General features: G+C 65.9%; 16 protein-coding genes and 1 pseudogene. 7 read left to right on the forward strand and 10 right to left on the reverse strand.

Annotated elements, in window-relative coordinates; all coding sequences use genetic code 11:
* Window positions 1-11 precede the first annotated feature (11 nt).
* Together D3872_RS03765 and D3872_RS03770 are read right to left on the reverse strand one after the other, a co-directional pair.
* On the reverse strand, window positions 12-2,318 hold the full coding sequence (locus D3872_RS03765; protein ID WP_119809541.1) for a TonB-dependent receptor: 2,307 nt from the start codon (window positions 2,316-2,318) through the stop codon (window positions 12-14).
* A gap of 59 nt (window positions 2,319-2,377) precedes the next feature.
* The gene (locus tag D3872_RS03770; protein WP_119809542.1) at window positions 2,378-5,077 is read right to left on the reverse strand and encodes a glycoside hydrolase family 2 TIM barrel-domain containing protein; all 2,700 of its coding nucleotides are present in this window, start codon (window positions 5,075-5,077) and stop codon (window positions 2,378-2,380) included.
* Window positions 5,078-5,283: 206 nt separating this feature from the next.
* Between D3872_RS03770 and D3872_RS03775 the strand changes: the two genes are divergently transcribed.
* The 7 genes and pseudogenes from D3872_RS03775 (at window position 5,284) to D3872_RS03805 (ending at window position 12,022) form a co-directional block, all read left to right on the forward strand.
* Window positions 5,284-5,898, forward strand: a complete 615-nt coding sequence (locus D3872_RS03775; protein ID WP_119809543.1) for a TetR/AcrR family transcriptional regulator — start codon at window positions 5,284-5,286, stop codon at window positions 5,896-5,898.
* A 91-nt stretch (window positions 5,899-5,989) separates the two neighbouring features.
* Window positions 5,990-6,945, forward strand: a pseudogene (locus D3872_RS03780) (VOC family protein).
* Between the two features lie 463 nt (window positions 6,946-7,408).
* A complete protein-coding gene (locus tag D3872_RS03785; RefSeq protein WP_182915668.1) occupies window positions 7,409-8,260 on the forward strand; it encodes an FAD-dependent monooxygenase in 852 nt (283 codons plus the stop codon).
* A 56-nt stretch (window positions 8,261-8,316) separates the two neighbouring features.
* A complete protein-coding gene (locus D3872_RS03790) occupies window positions 8,317-9,717 on the forward strand; it encodes an aromatic ring-hydroxylating oxygenase subunit alpha (RefSeq protein WP_119809545.1) in 1,401 nt (466 codons plus the stop codon).
* Entirely contained in the window at window positions 9,714-10,229 is a 516-nt protein-coding gene (locus D3872_RS03795) for an aromatic-ring-hydroxylating dioxygenase subunit beta (protein WP_119809546.1), read from the forward strand. The genes D3872_RS03790 and D3872_RS03795 overlap by 4 nt, the downstream gene beginning before the upstream one ends.
* A 43-nt stretch (window positions 10,230-10,272) precedes the next feature.
* Window positions 10,273-10,812: a VOC family protein gene (locus D3872_RS03800; RefSeq protein WP_119809547.1), complete on the forward strand. Its 540-nt coding sequence runs from the start codon at window positions 10,273-10,275 to the stop codon at window positions 10,810-10,812.
* A gap of 13 nt (window positions 10,813-10,825) precedes the next feature.
* A complete protein-coding gene (locus D3872_RS03805; protein ID WP_229459146.1) occupies window positions 10,826-12,022 on the forward strand; it encodes an MFS transporter in 1,197 nt (398 codons plus the stop codon).
* Between the two features lie 84 nt (window positions 12,023-12,106).
* On the opposite strand, the gene D3872_RS03810 is transcribed toward D3872_RS03805, so the two are convergent.
* The 8 genes from D3872_RS03810 to D3872_RS26940 all read right to left on the reverse strand — a co-directional run.
* Window positions 12,107-12,916, reverse strand: coding sequence for an SDR family oxidoreductase (locus D3872_RS03810; RefSeq protein WP_182915669.1), 810 nt, complete (start codon window positions 12,914-12,916; stop codon window positions 12,107-12,109).
* A gap of 19 nt (window positions 12,917-12,935) precedes the next feature.
* A complete protein-coding gene (locus D3872_RS03815; protein WP_119809548.1) occupies window positions 12,936-14,066 on the reverse strand; it encodes an FAD-dependent oxidoreductase in 1,131 nt (376 codons plus the stop codon).
* On the reverse strand, window positions 14,063-14,854 hold the full coding sequence (locus tag D3872_RS03820) for an alpha/beta fold hydrolase (protein WP_119809549.1): 792 nt from the start codon (window positions 14,852-14,854) through the stop codon (window positions 14,063-14,065). The genes D3872_RS03815 and D3872_RS03820 overlap by 4 nt, the downstream gene beginning before the upstream one ends.
* A complete protein-coding gene (locus tag D3872_RS03825) occupies window positions 14,851-17,295 on the reverse strand; it encodes an efflux RND transporter permease subunit (protein WP_119809550.1) in 2,445 nt (814 codons plus the stop codon). Before D3872_RS03825 ends, D3872_RS03820 begins: the two co-directional genes overlap by 4 nt.
* Window positions 17,292-17,882, reverse strand: a complete 591-nt coding sequence (locus D3872_RS27370; RefSeq protein ID WP_220476872.1) for a WD40/YVTN/BNR-like repeat-containing protein — start codon at window positions 17,880-17,882, stop codon at window positions 17,292-17,294. The genes D3872_RS03825 and D3872_RS27370 overlap by 4 nt, the downstream gene beginning before the upstream one ends.
* Before the next feature lie 49 nt (window positions 17,883-17,931).
* On the reverse strand, window positions 17,932-18,381 hold the full coding sequence (locus D3872_RS27375) for a WD40/YVTN/BNR-like repeat-containing protein (protein WP_220476874.1): 450 nt from the start codon (window positions 18,379-18,381) through the stop codon (window positions 17,932-17,934).
* An 18-nt stretch (window positions 18,382-18,399) separates the two neighbouring features.
* Window positions 18,400-19,179, reverse strand: coding sequence for a DUF1329 domain-containing protein (locus D3872_RS26935; RefSeq protein WP_274381681.1), 780 nt, complete (start codon window positions 19,177-19,179; stop codon window positions 18,400-18,402).
* Window positions 19,179-19,696, reverse strand: a 518-nt coding sequence (locus tag D3872_RS26940; RefSeq protein ID WP_274381682.1) for a DUF1329 domain-containing protein, incomplete at its 5' end; no start/stop codon positions are given. The genes D3872_RS26940 and D3872_RS26935, both read right to left, overlap by 1 nt.

A 19,696-nucleotide genomic window follows, 5' to 3' on the forward strand; every position in this document is an offset into this window, starting at 1 on the left:
TGACGGCTCGCTTAGAACTCGTACTTCACGCGCAGGCCGACGTAGCGCTGCGAATTGCGCGGCAGCAGCTGGGTCAGTACGTGGGCGCCGCCATGCAGGTCGGCCGTGTCGTTGATGAAGGTGGCGTAGCTCTTGTCGAACAGGTTGTTGACGAACAGCGTCACCTTCAGCGCATGCATCGGCGTGCTCAGCGCGATACTGCCGTTCACGATGCCATAGCCCTCCTGCACCTGCAGCGGATTGACCTTCAGGTCGAAGTTGACCTCGGACTGGTACTGGTAGTTCAAGTTGGCGACGCCGCTGTAGCCCGACTCGCCGAGCGGGAAGTTGTAGGTCGCGCCGAGCGTGGCCTTGACCTCGGGCGCATTCGACAGGCGCTTGCCGCTCAGATCCTGCACGAAGCCATTGCCAAGCGGGATGCAACCCTGCGCGAGCGTCTGCCCCAGGTAGCAGCCGGCGTTCCTGTACGACGTGATCTTCGCGTCCACCAATGCCAGCGAGCTTTCCAGCACCAGCGAGTTGACCGGGCGCGCGGTGAGTTCCAGCTCGATGCCCTTGGTGCGCAGTTCGCCCACGTTGTTGACGGCGTTTTGCAGCAGCTGGGTGGACGGGTCGACGACCGAGGACTGCGCCTGGAAGTCCTTGTAGTCGGTCAGGAAGGCGGTGGCGTTGAGCTGAACGCGGTTCTGCAGGAAGCGGCTCTTGACGCCGATTTCGTAGGCCTTCGATGTTTCAGGCGCCACCGGGCGGTCGATGCGCGACTGGTCGAAACCGCTCGACACATCGTAGCCGGCGCCCTTGTAGCCGGTCGCGAACGAGGCGTACACCATGACCGCCTTGGCCAGGTCGTGTTGCAGCGCCACCTTGCCGGTGACGACATCGTCGGAGCTGGCGCCGGCGAAGCGGGCCGGGACAGCCGGGATCAGGTTGGTGAAGCCGACATTGATCTTTTCACGGTTGTAGCGGAAGCCGGCGCTGACGCGGGTGGCGTCGGTGAGCTTGTACTCGCCCTGGGTGAACGCCGCCACGGTGCGGTTGCCAGTGTTGGCGTCCCACTTGGCGGCAACCGGGAAGCCGGCGCGGCTGCGGGTGAAGGCGCGCTCGCTGTCCGAATCCGAGTAGTAAAGGCCGCCGAGGTAATTTAAGGCGCCGTCGCCGTTCGATGCGATGCGCAGTTCCTGGGTCAGCATGGTGGAGTGATAAGGGCCGTTCATCGGGAAACCGCCCTGGACCGCGCCGCCCGAGAAAATCGCCAGCAGCGGAATCTCGGAGCCGTCGAAATCGGCCAGGTAGTTGTACTTCCAGTCCTGCCAGGTGGTCACCGAGGTCAGGGTGTGGTTGTCGAGCTGGTAGTTCAGGGTGCCGCTGAAACTGGTGTTTTTGCTGTCGGTGAAACCGGCGGTATCCATCCGCGCATTACGGTTCTCCGGACCGGCGGTGACGCCGGCCAGTGCCGGTGCGATCGGCTGCCCGAACAGGCGTGCGCCGGCAGGAGCCGCGCGCAGGGTCTGGACAGGGCCACCGACGCGGCGCGTGCCGTAGTCGGCGATGACCTTGCCGCGCAGGTTTGCAGTCGGCTTGAAGTCGATCCGCGCGCGCACGCCCTTGGCGCTTTCGCCGTTCAGGTCTTCGCCCGTGGTCAGGTTGGTGATTTCGCCGTCGCGCTTCACCTTGTAGGCATTCACGCGGAAGCCGACTGCGTCGCTGACCGGCCCGGAGACCGACGCTTCCACCTTGCGTTCGTCGTCGGTGGTCGCCGTCACCTGCACATGGCCCGACAGCGTATCGCTTGACTCCTTGGTGACGACGTTGATGACGCCGGCCGACGAGTTCTTGCCGAACAGCGTACCCTGCGGACCGCGCAGCACCTCGATGCGCTCGATGTCGCTCAGGTTCGAGAACGCCTGCATCTGCTGCACCACCGGCACTTCGTCGACGATGACAGACACCGCCGATTCGATGCCGATACTGAAGGCGAACGTGCCGATGCCGCGCAGCGAGATCGTGTTGTTGCCCGGGTTCTGGTTGAGCGTCATCGATGGCGCCACGCGAGTCAGGTCGCTGAAATCAACGATCTGCTGGTTCTCGATGGCCTTGGCGTCGACCATGTTGACGGCGACCGGCACCTTCTGCATCGGCTGGGCGCGCTTCTGGGCGGTGACGACCACGGTCTGCAGGCCCTCTTCCACGGTCTTGGCCGGCGCTGCTCCCTGCTGTGCCAGTGCCGGTACGGCACAGGCGCCCATCGCCAGCATGGCGGCTGCAAGCGCGATCGACGTTGGGCGCAGTTGGCCCGGTGGCGTGGTAATGGTTTTCATCTTGTCTCCTTGTAGTAGTTTCTTGTGGTTTTGCTTGATAAATCGGATTCTGGTTTTACCTATCGGCGCATCACGCGGATGTTCGAGACGATCGCGTCCCCGGTGCGCGGCTTGAAATCGAGCTGGAGGACGCCGTCGGCGACATCGACGCCGAAGCTGCGCGACACCGCCGTGCTGTGCGCGCCCGCCTCGGCCACCACGTCGAACGCGGCCAGCTTCTCGGCGCCGTTGGCTTCCACGTCGAACACGCGGCTGCCGGATGCGGCATCGGCCAGCGGCTCGAGGAAGCCGAGCGTCACTTCGTAGCGGCCGTCGGCGAGCGGGATGCGGTAGCTGAAGGCGCCGTGGCGCACCGTTTCCCACAGCACCCGGTCCTTGTCGTCGGCGATGTTCGTGACGACGGCGTTGAACGCGGCGCCCATCGTGCCGGAGCGCTTGATCCAGTCGCCCTTTCCGCCGATGAAGAAGTTGTCGGACCCGTAGCGCTGTCCCTGGGAGGACAGGAATCCGGTGGTCGGCTGGCCGGCGGCGATGTAGACATTGCGCGCGTTGTCGGCGCCAAGCTGCCAGCGCACGGTATCGGTGACGGTGCGGTTGCCGTGGCGGCCGCGCGCTTCGACGCGATTGTCGCCTTCGTCGAGTTTCACGCCGGGGAAAACGCACACCCGCAGCGGGCACTGCACCGCAGCCAGGCTGCCGATCTCGCGGCCGTTCAGGAACAGGCTGGTCGCTTCCGCATTGCTGTACACCCTGACGTCGGCGACCTGGTAGGCGCGCTCGGTGTAGCGGCGGCCTGTAATGTAGGTCACCGGCTTGCTGCTCCAGTTGGCCTGGTAGAAGTAGAACGGGTCCTTGCGCGTCTTGCGGTCGAAGGTCACCAGGCCCTTGGTGTTGGTGCCGCCGATGTCGCCTTCGTGGCGCATGCCGGAGCCGAAATCGAACATCGCCCATACGTAGGTGCCCCAGACGAAGGGCCGCGCGGCCATCTGCGCATAGCTCGCCTCATGCACGTAGTTCGCGTAGCCTTCCGGCTGGTACAGCGTGCGCGTCTTGCCGAAGAAGTCGAAGTTGGATACCACCCCGCCTTGCGGGTTGTCGGTCTGGTGGGTCAAGGCCGCGCCGGCGCCGTATTCGGACACGCCGACCGGCTGGTTCGGATATTTCGCATGGATAGCATCGAGCATCGCGCCGACGCCGCCGGGAACCACGTAGTACCACAGGTCATAGCGGTTCAATCCCAGCGTGTCGGTAATGCCGCCGGTGGCGAGCACCGGGAACATCTTGCCCATCGCGCCCAGGTCTTCGTTGAAGTCCGCCAGGGTCGTGGCCCGCGCCGGGTCCTCGGCCTTCGCCAGCGCGTGGAGCTTGCGCAGGGTCGGGGTGACGGTATCGACGCCCTGGCAGGTTCCCGACATAGCGACCTCGTTCCCGATCGACCACATGGCGACGGAAGCGCGGTTGTAATGCTGGCGGATCATCTCCTGCACTTGCAGCGACAGGTTGGCTTCGAAGAACTCGGGCACCTTGGCGCCGGCCTTGCAGTCCGCGGCCGTCAGGGTCTGGTTGACGAAAGGCGCTTCGGCCCAGACGACCAGCCCCAGGCGGTCGGCCTGCTTGTAGGTGTAGGCCGCGTGCGGATAGTGGGCCAGGCGCACGGTATTGGCGCCGAGGTCCATCACCTGCGCCAGCGACGCGTCGATGTCGGCCTCGGTCAGCGCCCATGCCTTGTCCTGCTGGTCCTGGTGGACGTTCACGCCATGCAGCGCCACATGCTTGCCATTCAAGAAAAAACCCTTGTCGGCATCGAAGCGCATCTGGCGGATACCCACCATCTCGCTGACGCTGTCGATCACCTTGCCGTTCCGGTCGAGCAAGTCCACCACGAGGCGGTACAGGTAAGGGTCGCTGCGGCCCTGCCACAGGCGCGCCTTCGGGACGGCCAGCGCCAGCGTCGCCTCCGGCACGTTCGCTGCCTGCCTTGCCGAAGCAACTTGCCTGCCGCGCGCGTCCTTCAGGCTGGCGCGCACGGTCTGTCCGGCGGCGCCGTTGGCAAGGCGTACCCGCACGCTGGCACTGGCGCGGCCATCGGCGCTAACCGATTCCGTCTTGAAGTAGACGCCCGAGCTGCCCAGGTCGTCGAGTGCGATAGACGACCGCGCCGGAGTGCTCACAAGCGAAACCGCGCGATACAGGCCGCCCGACATGTTGAAGTCGCCGGACAGCGGGGCGATGGCGGTCGGTTCGCCGGCAGCGGTGGCAAGCCGGTTGTCGGCCCTTACCACCAGCACGTTGCGGCCGGTGACGACATGACGGGTGACGTCGAAGCGGAAGGTGCCGAAGGCGCCCTGGTGGCGCCCGAGCTTCGTGCCATTGAGCCAGACATCGGCGACGATGCTTGCGCCGTCGAACTGGAGCCAGTGATTCGGCGCGCCAGGCGTGTGCTGGAACTGCAGCCGGTACCATCCGAGTCCGCGCTTGTATTCCTTGCTGGCGGGTGTCGTCTGGGCGATGCTCGCGGCGTCACGCGCATTCCAGGTGTGCGGCAGGCTGACCTGCTCCCAGCCGGCGCCGCCCGAGGCCAGTGCCGCATCGTCCGCCAGTGTGTCGTCCTGGGTGAACTGCCATCCGGTGACCAGTGGGGTCACCATGCGCGCCCTTGCGTCCGCAGCGGACGCCGGCGCCGCGGCGCCAAGCGCCAATGACATCGCAACCACAAATCCACCCACCCCGCCCCGCTCGAATTGCCAATGCATTTTCATTGCTGATCCTGTCAAAAAAACTGTCCAGGAACCAACTGTAGGATGTCTGACAAGTGCGAGATAGGCTGCCGGATCGATTTCAGCTATATCTGGATTAGATAGCTCGCGGAGCAGTGTTGCGCGGCGGCTCCACCGCCGATCGTCTCCGTATATTTACGCATAAAAATCAGCTAAACTAAACGTACCAGTTCACTTTAGACCGCACCATGAAACAGAAGACGGAGACAAGACGCCAGGCCATCCTCGACGTGGCGGCAGCGGTATTTCGCGAAATGGGCTACGAGCGCGCCTCTATGGACACCGTCAGCCAGCGCGGCGGCGGGTCCAAGGCGACCATCTACAACTACTTCTCCAGCAAGGAAGAGCTGTTTTTCGACGTGATCTTCCGCGCCACCGAGGCGGAGTTCGAAGCGAGCCACGCGGCCCTGGATGCGGACGGGCCCAACGTCGCCACCGCACTGGAGCAGTTCGGGCAGCGCCTGCTGTCCCTCCTCTATTCTCCCGACGTGCTGGCGGTAAGGCGGCTGGTGATCGCCGAAGGGGGCCGTTCGGGCCTCGGCAAGAAGTGCTACGAGATGGCACCCGCCCGCAGCGATGCGATGCTGGCGCAATTCCTGCAAAAAGAGATGGATCTGGGCAAATTGCGCAAGGCGGACGCCCGGATCGCGGCCCGCCACCTGAAAGGGCTGCTCGAATCCGAACATCTTGAAGAGTTCCATTTCCACACGCTCGAACCGCTCGGCAAGGACGAAATTGCCGCGATTGCGCAGCGTGCCGTGGCCGTGTTCATGGCCGCCTACGGTCCGATATCCAGCAAGTAGATATCTGCTTTCACCGTCGGCGCCTAGCTCCCCTGCTGCCCCTCACTTACAGTGAGGCCATAAGTTTTCAAGGTTCCAACAGGAGATACAGATGAACATTATCGGACCAGACGCCCTGATTTTCGGTGTCGACGACGTCGCCGCCGCCACGCAATACCTGACCGATTATGGTCTCACGCCAGTCGATGCAGGCGCCGCCGGCGGCCGCTTCGAAGCCCTCGACGGCACCGCGATCGTCATCGCCCAAAACGATGACCCGCGGTTGCCCCCTGCGCTCGCCAGCGGCAATGCCCTGCGCAAGACCGTCTACGGCGTCGCCGACGCCGCCACGGTCGACGCCATCGCACAGGAACTGCGCAAGGACCGCGAAGTACGCCAGCTGGCGGACGGCTCGATCGAGGCGCTGGACGACCTGGGCTTCTGCCTCGGGTTCCAGGTGGCGGCGCGCAAGCCGCTTGCACTGGCCGCCGAACCGATCAACGCCGCCGGCGCGCCGCCGCAGCGCGCGCCAAACCAGGTCGGCGTCGACACCGCGGCCATACCGCGCGTGCGCTCGCTGTCGCATATCGCCCTGTTCGTGCCCGACTCGGACAAGGGTGAAGCGTTCTATATCAAGCGCCTCGGCTTCCGCTGCACCGACCAGCTGGTCGGCGCGGGCCCCTTCCTCCAGCCAGCCGGAACGCTGGAGCACCACACCCTCTTCCTGATCAAGACGCCGCCGCACATGCAAGGCATCGAGCACCTGGCGTTCCACCTTGGCGGGCCGAATGAGGTTTTCCTGGCCGGCACCCAATTCGCCGGCAAGGGCTACCAGAGTTTCTGGGGCCTGGCCGCCACACGATGGGCTCGAACTGGTTCTGGTACTTCAACAGCCCGCTGGGATGCCGCTTCGAGTACGACGCCGACATGGACCTGCACGACGAGCACTGGGTACCGCGCGAAATGCCGGCCAAGGCCGAGTCCACGCAAATCTTCCTGTTCCAGGCGCGCGAAAAATGGGCGCCGGTCGGCGGGCCGCCACCGGCCGGCGGGCAGCCACAGGTTTAACGCGCAGCACCGGATGTCGATCCATGGACAAGCTCGTGCCACTTTGCCAGGCCGGGGATCTTCCCGAGCGCAGCGCGCGCGGTTTCGACCCGCATGACGGGGAGCGACACGCTATTCGTTTGGTGCGGGCTCGGTACAGCTTCCACGGGTGCAACGACGCTGCCGCATGAGGGGGCCAGCCCCGGCTGCCCTACGCCGCCATGCCTATCCAACAAGTCCTGCCACGCGCATCGTCTCTTCGCGCACGGCGCCCAGTTCGACATCGCCTCGGGCGATTGCCTGCAGGCCCTGCCTCGGGCAGGCGCTCGACGGCGTGCCCTTAAACCATCAGCGAGGACGGCCCACTGCTGGCCGAAATTCCATGAAAACAGCCCGCTGATACAGAACGCCCTGGTGGTCGGCGCCCGGCTTTCCGGCCAAGGCCGCAGCGATCGAGTGCGCAAGCGCGGCATCGAAAGTCGACGTGGTGGAGATCGACCCCGCCTGGGGTTCCGGCGGCGCCGCCATCAACATCGGCAGCGAAGCGCGCCAGTCCTTCCAGGCGCTGGGGATCCTGGACCGCTACCTTGCCCACACCGCGGGCACGGCGGTTCCACGCCCGCTACTGGCCAGGATCCTGGCCGATGCGGCGATCGCGGCCGGCGCGGACGTACGCCTTGGCACCACCGTCAAGGCCTTCCGGCAGGATCCGGAAGGCGTCGACGTCGAGTTCAGCGATGCGCGCGGCGCACGCTACGACCTGCTGGTCGGCGCCGACGGCGTGCATTCGAAGATGCGCGAGATGGTGCTGCGCGGCGCGCCCCGCCCGGCGTTCAGCGGCCAGGTTCACTGGTGCGCCGTGCTGCCGCAACCGGCCGGCCAGCAACGCACGGCCGCATGGCGCGAGGCAGGCGTCGACGTGGAACTGCATCCGGTCTCGGACAACCTGATGCTGTTGTCGGTCAGGGAAATGCGCCCGCCCCTCGACCCGGTGGCCCCGCGCCAGGTGCTGGCGAGGCTGCGCGAATTGCTGGACGGTTTTCCGACCCGGTCCGTGCGCGACCTTGCGGCACGGCTGGGCAACGACTCGCAACCATCCCGCCACGCGCTGGAGCACCTGGACCTTCCCCTGCCGTGGCATGTCGGCCGCGCCTTGCTGATCGGCGACGCCGTGCACGGCACCACCGCGCGCTTTACGCCCGACGCCTGCCTGGGCATGGACGACGCGATCATCCTCGCGCAGGAACTGGGCCGGGCCGCCTCGGTGGCGGACGCGCTGGCGTGCTACGGCGAACGGCGCTGGAAGGCATCGCGCAAGGCGGCAGGCAGGAACTAACAGCAGTACCGCATCAAGCAGGACCATTTTTATATTAATTGAAGGAGACAAGGATCATGTACAAATTCATTCCGATATCATCAGGAGGCCAAACCAAGGACCTTGACGACCTGGTCAAACGGGTCGACTCCGGAATGGATCAGGGCCTGCTGCCGGTCGACGTGTTCTGCGACGACGCCGTGTTCCGCGCGGAGATGGTGCGCATTTTCGGCCAGTGCTGGGTATTCCTCGGCCACGAGTCCGAGATTCCCAACGCCGGCGATTTCGTGCAGCGCAAGATCGGCCTCGATTCGGTCATCGTGACCCGCGATGCCGAGAACGGCATCAACGTCATGCTGAACCACTGCCGCCACCGCGGCAGCGAGCTTTGCCATGAGGACAAGGGCAATACGCGCCACTTCAAGTGCCCGTACCACGGCTGGACCTACAACCTGAAAGGCGAGTTCGCAGGCGCTCCCCACTTCAACGACGCCTACGAAAACTTCGACCGCAAGGAATGGGGCCTGAAGCGCGCGCCGAAAGTGGACACCTTCCACGGCTTCATTTTCGCTTCGCTGTCCGAGGACAAGACCACGCTGCGCGACTACCTCGGCAACGCCGCGTGGGCGCTCGACGCCATCGTCGGCCTGCATCCGAAAGGCATGCGCGCACTCGGCCTGCCCGAGCGCTTCCAGGTCCGCGCCGACTGGAAAAGCGGCGCCGAGAACTTCTGCGGCGACGCCTACCACGTCAGCACCGCGCACCTGTCGGCCGGCCTGACCGAATTCATTCCCGACGTGCGCCAGGTCAGCACGATCGCGCGCGGCTACGAATTCGACAATGGCCACAGCTTCATCGGCCACGAGCTGACCAAGTGGGGCCCGGACTTCGAGATGTGGGCGTACCCGAAGGAGATCCGCGAGCAGTTCGACCTGTCCCGGTTCGACGAGGTGCAGATCGACATGATCAAGAACGCGCCGCCGACCATCGGCACGATTTTCCCCAACCTCAGCTACCTGCGCTTCCCGCAGCCGGCCACTCTGGGCGGCCGTCCGGTGCCGTTCACGATGATCCGCATGTGGCAGCCGGTCGCCCCGGGCGTGATGGAACTGTGGACCTGGCACTTCGAATACGCCTTCGTCTCCGACGAACAGGCGAAGGAAGCTTACCTCGCAGGCCAGTTCGGCTTCGGCTCCGGCGGCATCTTCGAGCAGGACGACACCGCGGTATGGGAAGGCATCGCCAAGGCGGCCGCCAGCCCGTGGAACCGCCGCGACGGCCTGATGCTGCACTACCAGCAGAAGCGCGGCGGCCCCGATCCCGCGTGGAAGGGACCGGGCAAGTTCCACAAGTCGATCTACGGCGAATACCTGCAGGAGCTTTTCTGGCGCCGGTGGGTGAAGGAAATGAGCAACAAGGATGTTCACGACAGGGACATGAGCGCCGGCGAAGAATGCAGCAAGGAGACATGCAAATGAACGCGCGAGACCACTCGACATTCGAACTGAATGCCATCGCCCAGGAATTCCTGGCCAGGGAGGCCAAGATTCTCGACGAACGCCGCTTCTGGGACTGGTACGCCCTGCTCGACGAGCAGGTCGAGTATTTCGTACCGATCCGGCAGTCGCGCCTGTCCTTCGCCGACGAAGTGGAGGACGGCTCGTACCGCATCAAGGACAACAAGCAGCACATCCACGTGCGCATCAAGCGCCTCGAATGCGGCGCCGGCTGGGCCGAAACGCCGCCGTCACGCACCTTGCGGGTGGTAGGCAGCCTGCTGGTCGAACGCACCGACCGCAGCGACGTGATCCTGGTCGAAAGCGCCATGATCCTGTACCGCCAGCGCGGCCACGACGAGCGCGGCGACATCATCCCGGTGAGGCGCCAGGACCACTTGCGCCTCACCGAAGACGGCGTCCGCCTGCTGAAGCGCACGGCCCTGCTGACCGAAGCCGTGCTGACCACGCCGAACCTCGGCGTATTCCTTTGACCGCCCGACGGTAAAAACCTGATTTCAATAAATGGAGACAGACATGGATACATCGATCAAGAATATTTTGGGCCGCAAGTTCGACCAGATTTGCTTCGTGGTGAAGGACATCGACAAGGCAGTCGACTTCTTCAGCCGCGCCAACGGCATCGAGGCATGGAACGTGGCCTACGACCTGGCCAAGGAACAGACTGAAAAGGAGTACCGCGGCAAGCCAGGCAACTTCCAGTTCAGCTGCGCCTACGGCTTCGCAGGCGAAACGCTGATCGAACTGGCGCGCCACGACGGCGGCGACAGCGTCTACAAGGACTGGCTCGATGCGAACGGACCTGGCCCGCACCACATCGGCTTCCGCATGGAGAACGAACAGGAGTACCGCCAGGCCGAAGCGCATTACCTCGAACTGGGCATCGAAAAGTCGATGGCGGGATTGTTCGAGGGGCCTTTCGGCAACTGCCGCTGGGCCTACTTCGACACGCGCGACGCGATCGGGTGCTACACGGAGCTGTACTACGTCGACGGCGACATCGCGGCGCGCATGGAACGCCTGAAGCGCGGCGAGAACGTCAGCATCACGTCCTAGCCGAAAGCAGTCCATGGAAAATATCTCAGTGTCCCCGCTCGGCCACGGCGCCGAGGCGCAAGAAGCGCACGAAGAAACCGCCGCCAGCGACGGCTTTTCCCGCGCCAGTATCGCCTCCCTGCTGGTCGGGCATTGCGCAGGCATGCTCGACCTGGTTGCCCTGCCCGTCTGGGTAGGCGCCAACCTGGTCGGCTGGTTCCAGCTCGATCCACAGAAGGCCGGCCTGCTGGCCACGCTGTTCCTCTCCGGGCAGGTTGTCAGCAGCATGTTCCTGGCCCCGCGTTTCGGCCGCGTGCCGGCGCGCCTGCTTGCCGCCGGCGGTTTCGGCGTCGGCGCCCTCGCCTTCTTCGGCCTGGCGATGACCAGCAACTACCTGGCCATGCTCGCGCTGCACCTGATGGGCGGACTGGGTGCCGGCTGCGCACTGACCATGGTGCACGGCACGATGGGACGCAGCATCAGGCCGCACCGGCTGTTCGCCTTCGCCGGCCTGACGCTCGCGTGCTTCGGCATCGTCATCCTCGGCAGCGGCAAGGCCATCATCGCGGCGGCCAGCGGGCATGCGCTGTTCCTGGTGTTCGGGGCCGTCATGGCGGTGGCTGCGCTGCTGGCGGCATGCGCCTTCCCGCGTGCGCGGGTGCAGGCTGCATCGCAGCACGCGGCGGCCGGCAAGCTGTCGCCGCGCGTCTGGGCCGGCATGATCGGCATGGGCATCTTCTGCATGGCGCAATCGATGATCTTCCCGTTCATCGAGCGTATCGGCATCGATCGCGGTTATTCGATCGCGCTGGTGTCGACCGTGTTGATGGCGATCGGCTTCTGCAACCTGATGCCCACGCCGCTCGCGGCGCTGCTTGAGAAGCGCGTACGCGCCGAGTCCGCGATCCTGGCCGGCATCGTCGTCCACATCGCGATCATCACCGCGATCACCCAGCTTCCCGGCATCGAGACCTACGCCATCGGCGTGGCGCTCGTGACGACGCCGATGCTGTTCGTCCACACCTTCCTGTTCGGGTTGCTCGCGAGGCTAGACCCGAGCGGCCGCTCGCTGGCCGCGACGCCCGCGATGGTGATGATCGGTTCGACCATAGGACCGGTCTTCGGCGGAACGTTGGTGATGGCGGTGGGCTACAGCGGACTGGGGATCGGCGTCGTCATGCTGGCCATTGCCGCTGCCGCCTGTTTCTACAAGATGGGCAAAGGCGAATAACCGGCGCCTTGACCGGATCGCGGTTTGAAGAAAAACGCCCGGCCCCTCGATGAAGGGCCGGGCGTTATTTTTTTATGAATGCTGTCAGGCCTTGCGCGTCAGGACTGGACGATTCAGAAGGCCCTGGTCGGCCACCACCGTCTGGCCGGTCATGATCTTGTTATGGCGCGAGGCCAGGAAAGCGTACAGCGGGCCGTGGTCTTCGGCGGTGGGCAAGTCCTGCATCAGGCTCAGCGACTGGAACATCGCCAGGAAGGCGTCCTTCGGAATGTCGGACTGCCGCTGCGCTTCGAGTCCGAGCGCGCGCGGGCCGCGCAACTGGCTGTTGGCGATGCCGGCCGGCGCCACGCCGTTGACCCGCACGTGCGGCGCGAACTCGAACGCCAACTGGCCAACCAGGCTGCGGATCGCGCCCTTGCTGGCCGTGTAGGCGACGCCGCCGCCGTCGGCGGCGTAGGCCGCGGTCGAGGTAGTGAACACCATCGCCCCTTCGCTGGCGCGCAGCAGGTCATGGAACACGCGCGCCGACAGCACGTAGCCCTTCACGTTCACATGCATGATCTCGTCGAACAGCGCATCGATGCGCTCGGGCGCGGTGTCCATCAGCGGCACGTTGCCGTCGAAAATACCCTGCGTCCCGATCAACGCATCCAGCCTGCCATGGCGCGCGAGGACCGCATCATGGCAGGCCTGGAGATCGGCCAGCCTGGTGACGTCGCCCTGGACGACCAGCACGCCCGGCCCGAACTCTTCGCGCAGGCGTGCCGCCTTGTCGGCGGAAACCTCCATGATCGCGATCTCGGCGCCGGCGGCCTGGCAGTAGCGGGCGACGCCCAGTCCCAGCCCGGATCCGCCGCCCGTCACAAGTACTACATGATCTTTCAGCATCTGCATTTCATTTCCTCGACTTTTCTTAGATCGGTTCCGCCAGCGCCGCGAACGATTCGCGCATGATGCGGGTATGCTCTTCCTTGTCGCCGCCGCTGATCTCGATCTCGCCCAGCCGCCACGAGTTCTCGACCACCATGCGGCAGCGCTCCCAGCGCCGCTGCTGGAATTGCGCCAGCGCTTCCGGCACGCTGCCGCTGCCGGCCAGCGCTTCGGCCAGCACGATGGCATCCTCGATGCCGATGCAGGCGCCCGACGCCAGGTGCGGCGTGGTGGCATGCACGGTGTCGCCAATCAGTACGACCCGTCCGCGGAACCACGGCTGCGGCACCAGGATACCTTCCAGCGGGCGGAACACCACCAGCGATTTCTCGTTCAGCTGCGCGCTGGCCTCCTGCAGCAGCGGCGCCGGGAACCTGGCCAGCATCGCTTTCAGCAAGCCCACGAACTGTTCCGGCGGTACGAACTCGTTGACCGGCCGGTTTTCATTGACGAACAGGTACATCTCCTCCTGCGATACCGGATTCAGGCCGACCTTCAGCCCGGTCCCGCTCCACAGCATGGTGCGCACCACATGCGCCGGCCGCGGCAGCACCGCGCGCCAGACACCCTGCCCGCTGTAGCGCGGCTTCGGCGCATCGGGAAACAGCATCGGCCGCATTGTCGAGTACAGGCCGTCGGCGCCGATCAGCAGGTCGTAGCGCCCTGTGCCGCCATCGGTGAATACGACGTCGACGCCATCCTCATCCTGCTGCACCGAGCGCACGCTGGCGCCGAGGCGGACCGTGGCGCCGGAAGCGCGGGTGGCGTCGGCAAGGATCTTCGCCAGCACCGGCCGCATGATCGCGCCGCTGCCCGGCACGTCGGCGCCGGCAATGCGCGGTGTCGGCAGCTGGGCCAGCAACTGCCCGCCCGGCGCCAGGATGTCGATGCCGTCGCAGGCATAGCCTTCCTCCAGGAAGCGGTCCAGCACACCCAGCGTGCGGAAGGCGCGCAAGGTCGCACCGCCGATGCTGATGCCGGCGCCGTAATTGCGCCAGTCGGGATCGATTTCGACCAGGTCGACCGCCACGCCGCGCTTGCGCAGCTCGATGGCGGCCGACATGCCGGCAAAGCCGCCGCCGACCACCAGTACTTTGTTCAGGACTGTATTCATTGCTTGTCTCCCGTGCCGAGGAATGCGGCCAGTATGGCGCCGGTCCGTTCGGGCGCCTCGAAATTGCAGATGTGGCCACTATCCTGCACCACCGTGAATCCGGAGCCCGGAATGCGTGCCGCCATACCCCGCATTGCCTCCACTGGACCGCCGCCATGGTCGAATTCGGCCGCCACCAGCAGGGTCGGCACCTTGATGTCGGCCATGCCGGCTTCGAAATCCATCTCGATGAACGCTTCCACGTAGGCGCAGTAGCCGTCGACGCTGGTGCGCTTCATCATCGCACGCAGCTGTGCATCGACGGCGGGATGCGCTGCGCGGAACTCGGCGCTCAGCCAGCGGTCGACCGTGGTGTCGGCCAGCGCGTCGATGCCGTTGGCGCGCGCCGTGGCGAGCCGCCCGCGCCAGAACTCGCGCCGGTCATCCGGCTGGCGCGGACGGCAGCAGAATGCGGCCACGCCCGTCACGCGCTGGCGATGGCGCAAGGCCAGCGCCAGTGCGACCGAGCCGCCGAAGCCCAGGCCCGCCACATGCGAACTTTGCACGCCGAGCCTGTCCCACAGTTGCACGACGCCTTGCATGACATCGTCGAAGCGGCAGCCGGCCGGCGGCGGCGGGCTTGCGCCATGGCCCCAGGGATCGAAGGTAAGGACCTGGAAGTTCCCGGCCAGATGTGCCGCTTGCGCGCTCCAGAAGGTCGCATCGTTGCCGATCCCGGGAATAAAGGTCAGCCAGGGCGCGCCGGCTTTTCCGGTGACGTGGTGGCTGAGGGGTGGTAGCGTCTTCATTGAACCGTTTCTTTCTCATTGAAAAATTCTTGCCGGCGTACTTTTGGCTGCGTCACCGCGGCCACCGTGGCGGCCGGCCGCAACAGGAAGTGGGCCAGCGCCGGCAGCAGCACCAGGGCGCCGAGCATGTTCCACAGGAACATGAATGCCAGCAGCAAGCCCATGTCGGCCTGGAACTTGATGGGGCTGAACATCCAGGTGATCACGCCTATGGCCAGTGTAATCCCGGTCAGCATCACGACCTTCCCGGTAAACAGGAGCGCGCGGTAGTAGGCCTCGGACAGGCTGAGGCCCTGGCGCAGCGCTACCAGCATCACCGACAGAATGTAGAGCGCGTAGTCGACGCCGATGCCCACGCCGAGCGCAATCACCGGCAAGGTCGCCACTTTCACGCCCATGCCCAGCGCTACCATCAAGGCCTCGGTGAGGAAGGAGGTGACGACCAGCGGAACGATAGCCACAACCACCGCGCGCCAGGAACGGAAGGCCACGAAGGCGAGCACCACGACGGCGCCGTAGACCAGCCACAGCATCTTGTTCCACGCGTCCTTGACGACGATGTTGGTGGCCGCGTCGATGCCCGCGGAACCTGCCGCCAGCAGGAATTTGACCGACTCCGTATCGTTGGCGGCGGCAAAGCCCTTCACGTGCTCGACCACCCGGGTCAGCGTTTCCGCCTTGTGGTCGCGCAGGTAGACATACAGCGTGAGCAGGTTGCAGGTGTCGTTGTACAGCCCGCGCGGCGCGTTCGAGGTGATCGTATTGATCATGTCCTGGCTGGGCAGCATTTCGTACCACTTCGGGTTGCCCTCGTTCAGCCCGGTCAGCACGCGCCGGTTCAGCAGCGCCACGGTGTTGGTCGACTCCACGCCGTCGAGCTGCCTGAGCTGCCATTCGAGTTCGTCGACCTTGAGCACGGTGTCGACCGCGGTGCAGCCGCCATCGGGCGTGCGCACCATCACCGCCAGTACGTCGCTCGAGGCGCCGTAGGCAGCGTTGACCGCCATGACGTCGCGGTTGTAGCGGCTGTCCGGGCGCAGCTCAGGCGCACCCGGATCAAGGTCGCCGATCGACAGCCGGGTGCTGGCGGCTATGCCGCCGAACAGCATCAGCGCGGCCACTGCGACCGTCGCACCGGCCCAGCGGCGTTCGGTAAAGCGGTCCAGGAATGCCCACAGCTTCTGCTTCGGCGCGCCGTTTGCGTCCCCCTCCTCCGCGGCCAGGCTGCGCGCGGCCGCCCTGGTGCCTACACCGGTGTACGAGAGCAGGATCGGCAGCAGGATCAGGTTGGTGAAGATCAGTACCGCAACGCCGAGCGAGGCGGCGACCGCCAGTTCGCGGATCACCTGGATGTCGATCACCAGCAGTACCGCGAAGCCGACCGCGTCGGCCAGCAGCGCAGCCAGGCCGGCCATGAACAGGCGGCGGAAAGTGTAGCGCGCGGCCACCTGGCGGTGGGTGCCGCGGCCGATGTCCTGCATGATGCCGTTCATCTTCTGGGCGCCGTGGCTCATGCCGATCGCGAAGACAAGGAAGGGAACCAGTATCGAATACGGGTCGAGCGCATAGCCGAGCAACGGCAGCAGGCCAAGCTGCCACACCACCGCCACCAGCGAGCTGGCCACGACCAGCAGCGCCGAACGGATGCAGCGCGTGTACCAGTACAGCGTGGCGCCGGCGATCAGCACCGCCATGGCGAAGAACATCACGACATAGCGCACGCCATCGATCAGGTCGCCCACCAGCTTGGCGAATCCGGTGATGTGGATCTTCACGCCCTGGGCTTCATATTTGGTGCGCAGCTGTTCCAGCTTCTGCGCGAACACCGCGTAGTCGAGCGCCTCGCCGTCCGGGCCGGTGGCCAGCAGCGGCACGTAGATAACGGCGGACTTCGCATCGCGCGCCACCAGCTGGCCGATTTCGCCGGAACGGGCGATGTTCGCTTCCAGCCGCTGCAGGCTGGCGGCCGATCCGTCGTAGCCGTCCGGGATCACCGGCCCGCCTTCGAGCCCGTCCTCGGTCACGCCGGTCCAGCGCGTGCTCGGCGTCCACAGGCTTTTCATGCCGCGCCGCGACACGCCCGGCGCCAGGAACAGCTCGTCGCTGAGGTCGCGCAGGGTCTGCAGGTAGCCGGCGTCGTAGATGGTCCCGTTGGGGTTGGCCACCACGATGCGCACCGCATTGCCCAAGCCCTGCAGGTCGTTCTGGTGTTCCAGGTAATTGGCGATGTAGGGATGGGCGGTGGGGATGGTCTTTTCGAAGCTGGCCGACAGCGTCAGCCGTGTCGTTTGCCAGCCCAGCACGATCGTCACCAGCAGGCAAAGCAGGCCGACCAGGCCGCGGTGGTTGAACAATGCCCGCTCGACCCGGGAGCCGGACGCGGGATCGAACGAGGCCAGGTCGCGCACGACCGGCTCGGATTGGTGAGGTGTCACATTCATTTCGAACTTCCGTTGTAGTCAGGCGCAGGCACGCGCAGTGCCCCGCCGGCCCCGAGCACGAGCAGGGAGCGGTCTTTCAGGATCAGCAGCCCGGCAAGGGGCGGCATCGGCGGCGCGGCCAGCGGCTTGAGGGTGGCGCCGGCCTGACTGGCAAATAGCTGGCCGGCCTGGTTCGCCAGCAGCACGCCGCCTTGCGGCAGGGCCGTGGCGCTCATGACCGACAGCGGCGGCGCACCAAGGACAGGCTGCCAGTTGTCGCCGCCGTCGGCCGACCGGAACACGTTGCCGCGCATACCGGCTGCCACCAGCGTGCCGTCGCCGCCGAGCGCCAGGGCAAACCAGCTGCCCTTGTAGGGGCTTGGCAAGGCCGTGAAGGTCTGGCCGCCATCGAGCGAGCGGTGCATCTGGCCCTGTTCGCCAACGATGAACACGGACTCGCCCTGCGCACGGATGGCATACAGGTGCAGCGCACGCGGGTTGTCGAGGCGCGCACCGATGCTTTCCCAGTGCGCGCCGCCATCGCGGGTCTCGAACACGAGGTTGTAAGCGCCCACCACCCAGCCGCGCGAAGCGTCCCGGAAGTGCACGTCCAGCAGCGGCTTGTCGGGCCGTCGGCCACCAGCGCCCTCGCCTCCTTCAACGCCCGCTGCGCCGAGTCACTGCCGGGCGCCTCGCGCAACGCCTGTTCTGCGGCCTGCAGCGAGCCCTGGCCAGGCTGGCGCCGTCGGCCTGCCTGGTCCAGGTGTCGCCGCCATCGCGGGTGTGCAGCACCACCCCGCCGTGTCCCACCGCCCAGCCAAGCTGCGCGCTGCGGAAGGACACGGCGGTCAGCGTGGTGCTGACCGGTACCGCGCGGGCCTGGCGCCAGCTGGCGCCGGCGTCGTCCGACAGCACCACCAGGCCGCGCTCGCCGACCGCGACGACGCGTGTTCCGGCCTGGGCCGCCGCCAGCAGCACCTGGCGTTCCGGCGCCTTCACCTGCACGGCGGGACGGTCCAGCGCTGGGAAACTGGCGGCGGCGCAGGCCGCGCCGGACAGGGCTGCCAGCAATATGGCACTGGCCGTCTTGCGTACGCATTCGATCATCGCATCAGCTCCGGTGGATCAGCGTACGCTCTCGCCCGCAATCGCTTCCGGGCTGAAGTGGCTGTCCGGAAGGCGCTTCTGCAGAGTGACCTGGCCCGGCTTGCTGTTATACAGCTGGCCGACGAAGGCCGCCCCCGACAGCAGGTCGTTGAAGCCGTTCGAGCCGATTACCAGGCCCGGCAGGTCGGGCGCGACGAAGACCTGCGACCACAGGGTCTTCCACAGCTGGCCGCCGGCATCCCAGCGGTCGCCCAGCACGCAGATCCAGGTGTCCTCGTCGCAGTAGTATCGGCTCTTCGGCGCCTGGTGGCGCTGGCCCGGGCGCAGCGTCGCTTCCACTACCCATACGCGGTGCAGTTCCCAGCGCATGAACTCGGGGTTGTAGTGGTTTTTGCCAAGCACCTGGGCATCGGTCTTCGGCTGCATGAACAGGTTATTGTTGTACGGGATGTACATTTCCTTCTTGCCGACGATCTTCCAGTTGAAGCGGTCGAGGCGGCCGGTCCAGGTGTAGATCTCGTCGAAGCTCATCACGCCGGCCGCCGCCGGGGTCGGCGCGTCGCAGCAGGCGTTCGGCAGCTTGCGCACGCGGCGCTGGCCGGTCAGGTAGACCCAGGTCTGCAGCTTGCTGGCATCGACGTTTTCGTGGGCCAGCAGCGCTTCGCCGGCACGCAGCGCCGGACCGAGGTTGCGGATGCGGACGTTCCAGAATACGCCGTCGCCCTTCTCGAAACTGTCGACGTTGCCGTCCTGGTAGTAGTAAGGGAACTGCTGGTCGCCCGCGGTATCCGACACCATCACTGGCGGCCGTCCGCCGTCAGCTGGTACCAGTTATTGGCGAACTTCCACGACGTGCCGCGCCAGTGCAGCATGTGGTTCCACATGACTTCCTCGCCGGTCTTCGGGATCGGGTAGGGAATGCCGCCGTAGACGCCGCGCGGCACGCCGCCTTCCAGCTTGCCGCGGGTCGCGTTCTTGAGCGTGTTCTCATACACCCACTGCGGCGCCGCTGCCGTGCGGTGGGTCTTGTAGATGTCGACGCGGTAGGTGGATGGATACTTTTTCAGCAGCGCCCGCGTGCCGTCGGTGAGCTTGTCGGCGTACTGCTCCGCATTCTTGGCTGTGATGGAGAACAGCGGCTTCTCGTCCTTGAACGGATCGCCGCGGCGGCCGCCGGCCTTGTCGCCGGCGATCGGGGTGGTGTAGCCGCCGCTCCATGCCGGAATCGAGCCGTCCTTGTTACCGGCCTTCTCGCCGCCCAGCGGCGTCAGTTCGGTTTTCAGCCTTGCGGCTTCGTCGGCGGGCACCGCGGCGC

This window comes from Massilia cavernae, from assembly GCF_003590855.1.
Taxonomy (GTDB): Bacteria; Pseudomonadota; Gammaproteobacteria; order Burkholderiales; family Burkholderiaceae_D; genus Telluria_A; species Telluria_A cavernae.